This is a genomic window from Mucilaginibacter sp. RCC_168 (assembly GCF_041355315.1).
Classification (GTDB): domain Bacteria; phylum Bacteroidota; class Bacteroidia; order Sphingobacteriales; family Sphingobacteriaceae; genus Mucilaginibacter.
Genome location: NZ_JBFUPN010000006.1, coordinates 178,065 through 192,230 on the forward strand (window position 1 = coordinate 178,065; position 14,166 = coordinate 192,230).

10 protein-coding genes are annotated in these 14,166 nt (G+C 44.3%); 5 read left to right on the forward strand and 5 right to left on the reverse strand.

Annotation, left to right across the window (positions count from 1 at the left end):
* Window positions 1-68 precede the first annotated feature (68 nt).
* The 5 genes from AB6735_RS07195 (at window position 69) to AB6735_RS07215 (ending at window position 4,595) form a co-directional block, all read left to right on the forward strand.
* The gene (locus AB6735_RS07195; RefSeq protein WP_370995197.1) at window positions 69-1,445 is read left to right on the forward strand and encodes a sulfatase-like hydrolase/transferase; all 1,377 of its coding nucleotides are present in this window, start codon (window positions 69-71) and stop codon (window positions 1,443-1,445) included.
* 9 nt (window positions 1,446-1,454) lie between these two features.
* A complete protein-coding gene (locus AB6735_RS07200) occupies window positions 1,455-2,672 on the forward strand; it encodes a DUF2264 domain-containing protein (RefSeq protein ID WP_370995198.1) in 1,218 nt (405 codons plus the stop codon).
* A gap of 103 nt (window positions 2,673-2,775) precedes the next feature.
* Window positions 2,776-3,219, forward strand: a complete 444-nt coding sequence (locus AB6735_RS07205) for a carboxymuconolactone decarboxylase family protein (RefSeq protein ID WP_370995199.1) — start codon at window positions 2,776-2,778, stop codon at window positions 3,217-3,219.
* A 21-nt stretch (window positions 3,220-3,240) separates the two neighbouring features.
* The gene (locus tag AB6735_RS07210; protein ID WP_370995200.1) at window positions 3,241-4,059 is read left to right on the forward strand and encodes an MBL fold metallo-hydrolase; all 819 of its coding nucleotides are present in this window, start codon (window positions 3,241-3,243) and stop codon (window positions 4,057-4,059) included.
* A gap of 65 nt (window positions 4,060-4,124) precedes the next feature.
* Window positions 4,125-4,595 carry a hypothetical protein gene (locus AB6735_RS07215; protein ID WP_370995201.1) on the forward strand — a complete coding sequence of 157 codons (471 nt, stop codon included), beginning with the start codon at window positions 4,125-4,127 and terminating at the stop codon, window positions 4,593-4,595.
* A gap of 56 nt (window positions 4,596-4,651) precedes the next feature.
* Here the strand turns inward: AB6735_RS07215 and AB6735_RS07220 are convergent, their stop codons facing one another.
* From AB6735_RS07220 to AB6735_RS07240, 5 genes are read right to left on the reverse strand one after another with little or no spacing between them, the layout of a single operon-like run.
* Window positions 4,652-5,827, reverse strand: coding sequence for an alginate lyase family protein (locus AB6735_RS07220; RefSeq protein ID WP_370995202.1), 1,176 nt, complete (start codon window positions 5,825-5,827; stop codon window positions 4,652-4,654).
* A gap of 3 nt (window positions 5,828-5,830) precedes the next feature.
* Window positions 5,831-8,290 (reverse strand): glycoside hydrolase family 2 TIM barrel-domain containing protein, encoded by a 2,460-nt coding sequence (locus AB6735_RS07225; protein WP_370995203.1) that lies wholly within the window; start codon window positions 8,288-8,290, stop codon window positions 5,831-5,833.
* Between the two features lie 16 nt (window positions 8,291-8,306).
* Window positions 8,307-9,503 (reverse strand): alginate lyase family protein, encoded by a 1,197-nt coding sequence (locus AB6735_RS07230; RefSeq protein WP_370995204.1) that lies wholly within the window; start codon window positions 9,501-9,503, stop codon window positions 8,307-8,309.
* A 5-nt stretch (window positions 9,504-9,508) separates the two neighbouring features.
* Entirely contained in the window at window positions 9,509-10,966 is a 1,458-nt protein-coding gene (locus AB6735_RS07235; protein WP_370995205.1) for a RagB/SusD family nutrient uptake outer membrane protein, read from the reverse strand.
* 25 nt (window positions 10,967-10,991) lie between these two features.
* Window positions 10,992-14,156 (reverse strand): SusC/RagA family TonB-linked outer membrane protein, encoded by a 3,165-nt coding sequence (locus AB6735_RS07240; RefSeq protein WP_370995206.1) that lies wholly within the window; start codon window positions 14,154-14,156, stop codon window positions 10,992-10,994.
* Window positions 14,157-14,166 lie beyond the last annotated feature (10 nt).

Here is a 14,166-nt window from a genome sequence, read left to right on the forward strand (position 1 = left end):
AATAATAAAGTAACCGCTTGTAAAGTAAAACGGCAATCGGTTACTTTGGATAAATTACACAAACCTGTATGCAACCTTTTCCGGGCAAATTACCTGCTAAGCTGATATGGCTTATATTATTTTTTACACTGAATGTCAAAGCTCAGCAACGGCCAAATATCATTTTTGTACTGGCGGATGACATGGGTTACTCCGACCTGAGCTGTTATGGGAGCCCGGTTATCAAAACACCGTTTCTGGATAAAATGGCTCAAAAAGGGGTACGTGAAACTAATTATGTGGTATCAAGTCCAAGCTGTACGCCATCACGGGCGTCGTTATTAACTGGGCGTTATGCTTCACGGATGAACCTGCCTTATCCTATACCTCCGGGATCAGAATTGGGCCTACCAGATCAGGAAGTAACCATTGCCGAAATGCTGAAGGCTGTTGGGTATAAAACCGCGATGATAGGTAAATGGCATCTCGGTGATCATAAGCCATACAACCATCCCATGGCACAAGGTTTCGATTCTTATTATGGTCTTTTGTATAGTCACGATTATCGTGCGCCTTATGTGAAGACCGATACCACGCTTAAAATATTCAGGGGACATAAGCCAGAGGTGATCAAACCTGCCGATTCATCCCTCATTGATCTGTATAAGAACGAAGCGATCAGATATATTAAAGAACAAAAGAAAGGCAAGCCATTTTTCCTGTACCTGGCGCATAATGTACCGCATTTGCCGGTAGCCTTTGCCTCGTCGAAAAAAAATAAAGGTCGCTCCGACGGCGGTCATTTGGGTGATGTGGTAGAACAGCTCGACGCCAGTTTGTCCGAAGTTTGGGCGCAGCTGGAAAAACAGGGGCTGGCTGATAATACCATATTTATGTTTTCGAGCGATAACGGGCCATGGATCGAATTTCCGTCGCGCATGTCTGGTGATGGCGCTACCAAACCCTGGGACGCCGGTACCGCAGGTGTTTTCCGCGGCAGCAAAGGACAAAGTTACGAGGGCGGTGTACGCGAACCTTTTATTGTTTATTGGAAAAATCATACCCCTGTTGGTGCGTCCATTACCAGCATGGTGAGCAACCTGGATGTGTTGCCAACCCTGGCCCAGTGGACTAATGCGCCATTGCCAAAAGGGCGGGTCCTCGATGGGCAGTCTATTTCTGATGTGGTGTTAGGCAAAGGCGGTCGCCACCCTAAACATCGGGAGATCTATTATGTTAACAATGGTATTTGTGAGGCAGTACGCCAGGGAGATTGGAAGTACCGGGAAGTAAAATCGGCCAATACCAATGCAGGAATATCCAGCCAGGCACAGGAATCTAAGATAGAATTGTTTAACTTGTCATACGATCCAAGCGAACGAACCAATGTTATCCAGGAGTATCCTGAAAAAGCAAAAGAGTTGAAAGCTTTATTTGATAAGTTCCCCGGTAAAACCGAAAATTAAATTTTTGCAATGCGTAAATTTTTCTGTTTGTTATTATCCCTGCCACTATGGGGCATGGTCATGGCTCAATCGCCGGCAAGTAATGATGCCGGGCAAAAAGAACGGGCTTACCTGGTTAAATCTTTAGTGCGGATAGCTGATCCCGTACTGATGGCTTTGAGTAAAAATGAGCTCAAGCAGCAAATGCCGGTGGAGGCCAAAACCGGCGACCGTAAAAGTTATACTTACCTGGAAGCATTCGGCCGGTTGCTGGCAGGCATGGCGCCCTGGTTGGAATTAGGCCCGGATCAAACACCTGAAGGCATATTGCGCAAAAAATATATCGAACTAGCGCGTATAGGCTTGCATAATGCTACCGACCCCACAAGCGCCGATTTTATGAATTTTAACAAAGGAGGACAACCCGTAGTTGATGCCGCCTTTTTGGCCCAGGCTTTATTGCGTGCGCCGCATCAATTATGGGACCCATTGGATGCAGCAACCAAAGCCAATATTATTGCCGCGTTCAAATCGTCGCGGGTTATTACACCGGGATATAATAATTGGCTGCTGTTCAGCGCAACTATTGAGGCCGCCTTGCTGAAATTTGATAACTATGGCGACCGGATGCGGATGGATTACGCTATTAAACAACATCAGCTCTGGTACAAAGGCGATGGCCTGTATGGCGATGGTGCTGATTTTCATTGGGATTATTACAACAGTTTTGTAATACAACCTATGCTGCTGGATGTATTGCAAACCCTCCAGAATGCCGGTGTCGATCAAAAAACAACTTATGATACCTCGCTGAAACGTGCCCGCCGGTATGCCGCTATTCAGGAGCGGTTGATATCGCCCGAAGGCACCTATCCGCCCATTGGCCGTTCCCTGGCTTATCGTTTTGGCGCTTTTCAATTATTATCGAAAATAGCTTTGATGCACGCTTTGCCTGATGCGGTTAAACCTCAACAGGTGAGAGCGGCTTTATATACCCTCATCAAAAGACAACTGGAAGCGCCCGGTACTTTTGATAACAAAGGTTGGCTGCAGGTTGGTTTGTACGGGCACCAACCTGACATTGGCGAAGGGTACATCTCTACCGGAAGCCTTTACCTTTGTTCCGAAGCTTTTTTGATACTGGGTTTACCACCATCCGACGAATTTTGGCAAAAAGCCGATGAGGATTGGACCGCCAAAAAGGTGTGGAAGGGAATAGATATCGAAACAGATCATGCTATTGACTAAATCCGGGATCTTATTTATATCTGGACTATTTTATTTGTAATGTCTGGACCATGTAAATAGTCCAATAATGTCTGAAATTAGATGATAATTAATCTAACCAGACATGAAACGGAGAATGAACATTGACGAGGCTGAGCCCCGTATTTATAAGGCCATGGCTGTTGCCGATAAACAGTGGGCTGAATTTGAACTTGACCGCCGCCTGCAGGAACTGATCAGGATAAGGGTATCCCAGATCAATGGCTGTGGTTATTGTATCGATTATCATACCAAAGATGCCATCGCCCTTGGTGAAACTACTCAACGACTTTTTGCATTGGCCGCCTGGTGGGAGACCCCATTTTTTACCGAAGAAGAACAGGTCATTTTACAATTAGCCACCGAAGTAACCCGCATTGCCGATCATGGCGTATCTGACAAAACTTATCAGCGGGCACTGGAATTGCTGGGCGAAAAAAAATTAGCACAAGTGATATTTGTCACTACAACCATCAACAGTTGGAACCGGATAGCCATTGCCATGCACCTGGTTGCGGGAGAGGATTAATAACTGGAAAGCATCAAAATTATGGAGCAAGTAAAAAACACCTGCTGTACCTGTGGTACACAATATAAAGCAGAACTATCATCACCGAAGTTTTGCCCGATATGTAATGACGACAGACAATACCTGACCGAAGATGGTCAAAACTGGACTAACTCTGCCGAAATAGCGGCCAATCACGAGGTATTGATCAGGGAGCTTAGTCCCACGCTTTTCTCTTTTCAGGTAGCGCCATTATTCGCGCTTGGAAACAGGGCTTTATTAAACCTTTCGCCCGGTGGGAATATTTTGTGGGATTGCATCCCGCTGCTTAACCAGGAGATCATCGATTTTATCAGGTCAAAAGGAGGGATAAAGGCCATCGCTTTTTCGCACCCCCACTTTTACAGCAATGTGAACGAGTGGGCGCAGATATTTGACTGCCCGGTTTATATTAATGCTGCCGATGAGCAATGGATGTTTAACAGAGGACCACGCATTACTTTTTGGCAGGGAGCTGAATATTCATTATGGGATGGCATTTCTATCATTAACATCGGCGGGCATTTTCCGGGTAGCAGCGTGCTGCGGGTGCCGGACTTATCGGCAGATGGGGCATTGCTTACCGGCGACAGCATCTATGTGGCCAAAAGCAAAAAACATTTGGCATTTATGTACAGTTATCCCAATGTTATTCCCTTACCGGAAAAGGAGCTGAATGAGGTGATTAAGCGGATTGAACAGATAAGGTTTGATACCATTTATGGCGGTTTTGAATGGCAGAATTTAACTCAGATAGCCAGGGAAGTTTTCAACTCATCTGTGAAACGATATGGGATCAGTTTAGGAGAGCCAGTATATTGATAAAAACGATAAGTGATTGTATCGAAATGTTTTAATGCAGCGTAATGGTTATAAACCTGCATTTTATGAAATCACTTAAACCAACCTTTATCAGCGTTTTGCATGGCTTGTTGATTTGCTCCATACTGACCACTGGGGCATGCAAAAAGGAAAAAAAGCCGGTACCCTGGTTTGCTAAAACGCTGGTTGGGCACTGGGGACTCACAGATAAGGGGCCTAACACAGAGACTCATTTATATTTTGGTGGGCTTGGCGAATTTACGTACACGTTTGTTCATTACGACAACGGACTAGCTGATCAAACGTCTTATAATGGTACTTATACTACCCAGAGCGGTAATTTAACAGCCATAGTCAAGGAAAAGGTTGAGCAAAAGGGGAATAACCCTGCGGTAAAAACGGTAAGTAGTATTACATTTTATGACAATGTCCCATTTAAGCTTGATGGTGATATATTAACGCTGAAATTGGTTACTTATCCCGCCGACGCCCCGATATTAACTGAGTTTAAATTCTACAGACAGTTGCCTGATTAATGATAGGCTATTAATATGAAAGGTCCGGTTCTATTGAACCGGACCTTTTATAGTTTTTAGTTGAGCCAGATAAGCGGATGCCTCACCGGTAAATTTCTGATGATCTCTTCATCAGTAGGAGTATGATCCAAATTTTTCCAGGTATTGAGCCAATCGGCATTACCATAGGCTGCTGCGCCAAATACCAATGAGGGCTGTGCCACCGGCCAGCTTTCCCAGTGCATTACATCATGTGCATAAGGCCATGTATTTTTATCCTTCAAAAAGGGATATAGAAACTCAATTCCTTTTTTGATGGAGCGACCGTCCGGTGTTTGATAGGTCCACAAATTATCGTTTTTATCACTCAATATCTGGCAGAGGGTGGTCATGGCATCCAGGTTAAATATGGAATAGCCGTAAGGCTTGGTACGTTTTAATTCTAAGGGGAAACTGCCATCTGCGGCTATCTGGCTGGGTAGCAATACCTCTTTAAAGCGGTTGCGGCAAAAATCCATAACCTCTTTATTACCCGTAAATTTGGCAAAGCAAGCGGTTTGCATGGCCCAGCAGGTACCATGATTATTTTTGGCGTTCATTTCGTCTTTACCGTATGGATGCGTAGTAAGCCAGGTGATATATTGATTGAACCAGTCTTTGATACCTGCCAGTGTTTGCTGATCGATCAATGCTGAGTTTTGCATAGCCTCCAAACCCTGTACCACCTCCATTAATTGTATGGTATCAATAATGCCAATGCCCCGGCCAGTGGCCACACCTTTAATGGCTTGCGCATATTGCAGGTTGGGGTTCATCATGGTTTCGGGGTTGATGAACCAGGCTTTCAGGTGCCAGAGGGCTTGTTTAACATACTTTTTATCGCCGGTGATCTGATAAGCCGATGCTAATGCGCCGATAATACGGCTAAAGCGGATCATGGCCAGGCGGTGTGCTACAAAATTCTGAGGATTAGTTAAGCCATCCTTTTGTATATACGGTCCGTTTGGATCCTGCGGGTTAGGCCACCAGTAATCGCCTTCAGAGTAAAAATCATGCTTACCTCCCGAGCTGCGCGGACAAGTTTCGGCGGTAACGGTTACCGGATCCTGTTTGAGTGCCCAGGCCGCTTCTTTTAATATATCGGCCTTTAATGTAGCTGTTACCTCTTGTTTAACAGGCAGTGCTGTATCTGTTTGCCAGCTTAGTAAGAGCAGGGGCAAACAACAAAATAATAGATACCGTATTTTAAACATAGCTTATAAATTAATAAATGCAGTTGGCAAACCCGGCGATTGTACACCCACCACGCTTTTGCCGTTATTGGTTTTTATACTGATCAAAGCGCGACCATTATAGGCTTGCACTTTGCGTGAGCCTCTTGAAGTACCCAGATCATCTATCAAAGTACCGTCGCCGGTTAGTGAAAACGCTATCCAGTTTACAGCATCCAGGCATTGCACGCCTTTGCTGTCCTGTAATTTTACCTGTATGGTAGCTCCTCCATTTTCATCTTTAACTTTTTCTATCACTATTTTAGCCGGTTTTCCCCATTTTTCGGTCTGGTATTGCTGACTGATCTGGTCTGTAACAATTTGTTTGCCTTTATGGGCCACTACTTTAATATCGTTATTACCCACTTGTAAAGGTACCATCCAGCGTAAACCTGCTGCCGGAAAATCCTGGCTGTTGCGTTTTTTTATGCCATAGCTTTTACCATTCACAAAAAGCTCGGCATTATCGCAATTGGAGTATACTTTTACCATCTTTTCTTCGCCGGCATCACCCCAGCGCACGGGCCAGCTGTGCCCGTAAATTTGTGCCATGGGTTTATCTGTCCAATAGGATTGGAAAACGTAGTACGACTCCTTTGGTGTAAGATCACGCTCAACCACGCCTTTTTGATTCATGTAGGGGATAGGGTTATCCGGGCGGATAGGGGTCGAGAAATCTTTAAATACCCAAAACGCCGATCCCGTAAGCCAGGACATGGTTTCCTGCTCTTTTAGGTGCCAGTCGAACAGGTTACAGATATAACTTTCGCTCCAGTCCCCATCTTTGGAGGCACGTGCAGCACCGCCGTACAGGGAAGCGTCGCCCAGGCGCTCGTCTGTTCCCGTTCCTGCCTTGATGTTACTCAATGCTTTATCCGGATTTTCGGAATGCCGCAGGGCATGACTATCGCCGCCCCATTCGGCATGAAAAAAGTGTTTTACTTTTTTAAATTCTTCTTCGGAGGTTTTTTTGTATTCGGTGAACAAGCCACGATACCAGCCTGCCCAGATGGAAGGGGAGTATACATCAGGTATATCTTTGCAAAAATCACAGCGCCTGATGGTTGTTTTGCGCGAAGGATCCAAACGATGAGCCAGATCATTTTGTGCTTTCATAAACCCGCGGATCTTTTCTTTGTCGAACACCGGGAAATCGCCTTCCCAATCGTTCTCGTTACCTAATCCCCAAAGAATAATTGCAGGATGGTTAAAGTGCTGCTCTATCATGTTGGTCATCATTTGTTTGGCCTGGTTCTGATAGATCTCGCCGCCTAAACCACCACGGCACCAGGGCTCTTCTTCCCAAACCAAAATACCCAGGCTATCACATAAGTTCAATATAGTGCGGGACTGTTGATAATGACCCAATCGGATAAAGTTAACGCCCATATCCTTCATCATCTGCATCTCCTTGCGCATCATGCTATCGGTCATGGCTTCCGCTACACCAGCCTGATCCTCGTGGCGGTGTGTACCGCGCAACAGCAGGCGTTTACCATTCAGGTAGAAAGGTCCATTATCGGCAAATTCAAATTTGCGGAAACCTACTTTTTCGGTTTGCACATCAACCTGGCCGCCGGATTTTATAGATATCTCAACCGTGTACAAAGCCGGATTGGCCGGTGACCATAATTTTGGTTTTTTTACCTGGAATGAGCCAATCGAAACATCGCCGGTTAAACTGCTGAGTTGAAAAGTTTTATCAGTCACAACTTTACCCTGCGGGTCGATCAGCTTAATTAAACCATCGGCTGTGGAGCTATTAGCCGGATTATAAAATCTGGCTTTAACCTGTAACTCGCCTTGTTTGCCTTCTTTGTCCGTTTGTGCCGAAGCAAATATTTTATCCAGTGAAACAGGTGGAACATATACCAGGTTCAGATAACGGTATAAACCCCCATAAACATTAAAATCAGATAATTGCGAGGGAATGGTTTCCAAATCGCGTGAGTTATCGCACCTGATCTCAACAGGGATGCGTCCCTTAAATCTTTTTTGATAAACATCAGTCTTTTTAAAATCTTCTATGGCCTTGGTTATATCTACTGCCCACTCATCGTATCCACCTAAATGAGTACCTACTTTGGTGGTATATACATATACTTCGGTTTTTTGCCCGGCACCTTCAAAATGTAAGAGGGTATGGCCATTGGCATACGGATTTTTAATATCCAGTTGGGTGCGGTACCAGCCCGGCCCCTGGTAATAGTTGATATCCGGATCAACAGCGTCGCGGGCGTTGAAACAATGGGGCAGCGTAACTTTTTGCCAAACCGGAACACTTTCGGGGTTACCAGGAGTAACCGGGCGAACAGCTTCCCATACACCGCCGATGTCCTGCTTCAAAAACTCCCAGTTGCCGGTGAGACTTATTTTTTGCTGAGCATAACTTAACTGGCCAAACGCCAAAATAAGTGTCAGAAAGAATAATACTGATCTTTTCATAAGTATATAAAACCTGCTAATTGATATCGTTTAAACGATTTTTCAGCGGGTGCTCTTTTAAATATTGTTTAAAGCTATCATCGGGATAAACCAGGGCCGCCGCATGAACGATATGGGTAAACGTGCCATAGGTAAAGGGTTCAATTTGCTCATGAGTCCATGTTTTTTGTTTAAGTGCATAAGGCATAAGCCAGTTGATGGCCGTTTTGATGCCTTTGCCGTCGATGGTTTGTTCATGCCAGAGATCTACATTGACCAATGTCGCCATTTTAGCCAGGCGGCACCAGCCCCAAAGGTTCATGTTGGCATAACCCCAAGATTTGGTGCGGATGAGTTCCAGCGGCATAGCGCCATCAGGCGTAAACTGCTGATCGATCCTGGCGATGGTGCTTTGCTGCAAGGTTTGTTTTGCCAAAGCCGGGTTACCGGTGAACAAAGCAAAATCAACCACCTGCAGGTCATAATAAGTACCATGGTTATTGATCTGGCTATGTTCTGATTTACCGTTTTTGCTGGTCAGCAGCCAATCCAGGTATTGTTTATACCATTGTTTTATACCATTTATCAAACTACTGTCGATATTCTTGCTTGACTGCAGCAGGGTAAGCATATCCGGGATAACTGTCAATCCTGTAGTTTCAATAATGCCAATGCCCCGGCCATCATTAAGCCCGGGAATATATTGTGCATAATTTAAATTAGGATTCATTCGGGTGTCGGCATTGATGAACCAAACCTGCAGTAAACTTTTAACTTTTTCAGCGTATTTTTCGTTGCCCGTAAAATACCAGGCCAGCGTAAGTTGCTCCACACTATTGCATAAGCTGCCCATCTGACTGCCATCATGCAATAAGTAAATTTCGGGGTTTCGCCTGCCATCTTTGCGGATGTAGGGTTTACCATCTTTTTTGGAAGAGTCTGGCCACCAATAGGGTGCCTGGCTTACATAGTCGTGTTTATCGTTGCTCGGCGCCAGTTTTGTTTTATGAAAGGTTACGGAATAAGGACCGGCAATCAGGAGGCTATCGGCATGGGTAATCAGTTTGTTAACCTGCGCTACCATAGCTGTATCTTTATTTTGATACTGTTGTTTACATTGCTCAAGTGTTTGAGCATCAAGCAGTATAAAAACAGTTTTACCGGCTTTGCGTTGTGCAAAGCCGGTAAAATATAAGGGTATTAACAGAAATAGGGTGATATGTCTGTATGTCATAATGGTTAATATCCTGGGTTTTGTTTTAGGTTTTTATTTACGTCGAGCTCGGGTTGTGGTAATGGTAACAAAAATTGGAAATCCTGCGCAGTAAATCCGTTTACTTGCTGCTCTACTTGTTTAAACCTGCCCAGGCGAATCAGATCCCAGCGGCGATGGCCTTCGATGCAGAGTTCACGTGCCCTGTCTTTAACCAGTGTATCTATAAATGCTGATGCTGTAGGTGTATTTGTCAGGTCTAAATGCGATGCAGTTAAACCCGCCCTGTCACGAACGGTATTCATGCCATTAAATTTGGCAGGATCGCCTGGATTTATATTATTCATCGCTTCAGATTGCATCAGTAATACATCAGCGTAGCGCAGTACAAGCCAGTTTACCCTGGAGTTATTGGAGTTTAATACCCATTGCGGATCGCGGTATTTACTGATATAGAAGGGGACAGATGAAACTACGCCTTTGGCATCAACAACGGTATTTGATATATTCCAGGTCTTTCTTTTATCGGGGCCAAAGTAAAGCTGATTGGCCATATATGGGTTGGCCAGGAACGACCCCGATCCGTTTTTAGGGGTAAACATACGTACAATGATGTTTTGCGTGGTCGTGTTACTATTACCAAATTGTACATCAAAAATGTGTTCTGTTTGCTGCGGGAAATATTTAAGATCACAATTAAATACATCGCTGTAATTAGGCATCAGCTTATAAATACCTGAATTGATCACCTTATTGCAGGCATTTAGCGCGTTCTGATTATCGTTAGGATCAGCAAACGTGGTGCTAGCCCTTTGCAAATAAACCCTGGCCAGCATAGCTGAGGCGGCACCAGATGATACCATGCCTTTATTGGCAGCCGCTATCTTGTCTTCAGATAAACAATTAGCTTCTGCGAATTGTAAATCGGCAATTACCTGCGCGTATATTTTATTAGCAGCGGTTCTTGACGGAGAAAAATCCGGATCATCTTTACTGGTAATAGGGTGAGTGATCAACGGAACATCACCAAAGCTGCGTACCAGGTCAAAGTAGGCAAGGCCACGTAAAAAACTGGCATTTCCTAATAAATTGTTCTTGGCCGCAGCATCCATGCTGATCTTCGGCACATTTGCAAGTATATCGTTAGCCCTGCTGATTAGTTTGTAACTGTTTACCCACCAGTTATTGATCTCGATATTTTGTGCGGTATAGGTTAACTTATACATATCAATACGTTCCTGGTTTTGAGTAAGCAGGGGTACAAGACCATCGCCAGATAGCTCACCCATGATATAAACCGTGCGTTGATAATATGCCTGCGGTTGTAGCTGGCTTAATGCGCCAACTACTGCCGATTGCGCATCGGCGGCATTAAGGTAAAAGTTTCCGTCGGTTAAAATACCAACGGGTTTTGCGTCCAGTGCCTTTTTGCAGGAAGATAATCCCAAACCTGCCAAAACACATAATATATATATCTTTTTCATCTTTATCGTTATTTAGAGTTACGGTTTACAAACCCAATTTTAATCCCATGGTGTATGTTTTAACATTTGGATACGGATTATAATCGGTACCCAAAGAAGTATAATTACCGCTCGCTGTATCGTAAGTATTTACCTCCGGATCATACCCTGTATATTTGGTAATGGTGAACAGGTTTTGACCGGTTACATATATAGAAGCCGATTTAAATACCTTGCTCCACTTTGGTAAAGGCAGGTTATAAGTAAGGGTAATGGTTTTAAACCTCAGGTAGCTGCCGCTTTCCAATATATCACTGGTTGGGCCAAGGCTGCGGCGTAAAGTGCTGCCCACGCTTGGTAGTGTATTGTCAGAACCAGGCATACCAAAACTACGGGTCAATACATGTGCCAGCTTATTATCGTTAAGCGTGCCATTTTCTCCCTCGATCAGGTTTTCATTCATGATCTGGTTGCCGTAAACACCTTGTATCAATACAAACAGGTTAACAGGGCCTACAGTTAAATTACTGTTAAAGCCGTAGCTGAATTTTGGCAAAGCCTGCCCGATGATAGTTCTGTCGGATGCGTTGATGGTATGATCGCCGTTAAGGTCTTTATAACGCGGATCGCCGGGAACAACAGCATTGGTGATACCGCTTGCAGTGATTTGTTGTTGTGATTGCCAGATACCGTCATACACATAGCCATAAAATGATCCGATAGGCTTGCCAACCTGTAATATGGCTGAATTTTGACCGCCGGGATATAAGCTTGAGCTTACATTACCGGTTAATACGCTTTGAGTACCACCCAAGTCTAATATCTTATTGATATTTCTGGAAAAATTTACCCCGGTTGACCATTTAACAAGCTGACTATTGATGTTGATGGTATTTACAGCCAGCTCGATACCGCGATTGCTTATACCACCCAAATTATCCTGTATTGTTTGGAAACCGGTTGTTGAAGGTGCCGGGCGTGCAAATAGCAGTTTGGTTGTTTTTTTGTCGTAAACATCGGCATTAAAGGTAATGCGGTTATTGAATAAACCAAGATCAAGTCCGAGATTGTATGAACGGGTTTGTTCCCATTGTAAGTTGTCATTAGGGATATTACCCGGCGAAAAGCCTACAATACGAGCTCCATTAAGCACATATGTATTTAATGCATATTGCTTAAGCGGTGAATTAACAGGTATGTTAGCATTACCTACTATACCGTAACCTAAACGGAGTTTCAGATCACTGATCTCCTTGATGTTTTTAATAAAGTCTTCACTTCCAACTCTCCAGGCTAATGCAGCTGATGGGAACGTGCCCCATTTATAATTTGCACCCAGGGCAGATGAGCCATCTCTGCGCACAGAAACTGTTAACAAATACTTGTCAAGCAAGCTGTAATTGATACGTCCGATAAAAGAGGCGAGTTTGCGTCCATTACCACTTGACGAAACAGTTGCACTTGAACCGGCACCCAGGCCGTCAGGTCCTAAGTTGTTGGTAGTTAATCCGGTTGCCGTAGCAGAGTTTGTTCTGAAATTAAACTCCTGGTAAGTAAAACCGGCTAAAGCCGTAATGCTGTGTATTTTATTAATGGTGGTATTGTAAGTCACTGTGTTTTCACTTAACCAGTTCAGGTTTGTTGGGGTTATGATCTGTGCATAGCCGCCACCGAGGTTTGTGCCCAGGTAGGTATTGCTCGGTCTAAAGATCTTTTCCTTTTCAAATCGGTCATCAGTACCCACACTTGCCCTGAACTTTAAATTTTTTAATATGTCATACTCCGCATAGGTGTTAACAAATAAGCGTAAAGCATTATCAATATCAGTGTTTAAAGTAGCCGCGGCTATTGGGTTACCTAACGGATTTGTATATCCAAGGGGTCCGTTTTGGAAGGTAAACTGTCCTTGATCATCATAAACCGGAACTGTTGGGCTTATACGTAAAGCATCAAGCAATGTACCGCCGTTAGCACCTCCGCTGGTGTTTACGTTGGCCAGGTTTTGCTGATCGTAAGATACTTGCGAGTTTACACCAACCCTGACCCTTTTACTGATGTCATGTGTAAAGTTGAAACGTAATGTACCCCGTTTATAACCCGAATTTAAAATGATACCTTGTTGGTTGAAATAGCTAAAACTAACCAGGTATTTGGTCAAATCATTTCCACCGTTAATAGATACGTTGGCGTTGGTGATTGGGGCTGTTCTGAATAATTCTTTCTGCCAGTTAGTACCTTCACCTAAAGCGTTGATCTGATCGGTAGTAAACGGCAGCGGCGATGGTGTTTTTGAGCTCCTGTTCAGAAAAGAGGTAACGGAATCAAGATAGGTGGCAAATTGGGTTGCATTCATCATGTCAAGCATCTTTCCTACTTTTTGCACCCCTGAATACACATCGGCCGAAACATTATTCTGGCCGGCTTTACCTGTTTTGGTAGTAATAATAACTACACCATTTGAGCCACGGTTACCATAGATAGCCGCTGCCGATGCATCTTTTAATACATCCATAGTGGCAATGTCATTGGGGTTAAGGGCTGTTATATCGGCACCTGCATAACCGTCAACTACATATAATGGTTCGCTGCTGTTGCTAATGGAGTTTGTACCCCTGATACGGATGCTGAAGCTTGCACCCGGCTGCGAGTTGGTTTGTGTAACCTGAACCCCGCTAACCTGACCTTGTAGTAACTGTGCTGTTCCAAATACGGGTGTTTTGTCAACATTACCTAAATTTGCCGATGATACAGAACCTGTAACATCGCGTTTCTTTTGAGCGCCATAACCTACAACTACAACCTCGTTAAGGTCTTTGGCATTGTTTAGTAACTGAACATCAATGGTTTTACGTCCGTTAACGGGTATTTCCTGGGCAGTGTAGCCGATGGTTGTGAATACCAGAACAGCGTTATTATCTGCTACTGTTATGGCGTATTTACCATCAATATCAGTGGTGGTACCCGCTTTTGTACCCTTTACCCGTATGCTGGCGCCGGGAAGAGGCAAACCTTTCTCGTCGGTAACGCGACCGGTTATTTTTATGTCCGCCGCGATTTTTAAATTGCCGCCGGTTGATTTAATAGTTTTCATTGGCGCAGCTCCTGGCCTTGCGCCAACGCTGGCAAAAGCGCCTGTTAGCAAAAAGCAAATAAGCGCTAATTGCAGTGAGGTGCTTCTGAATACGCTAAAAAATAAAGCTTTTCTCTTCATATTCTTTGTT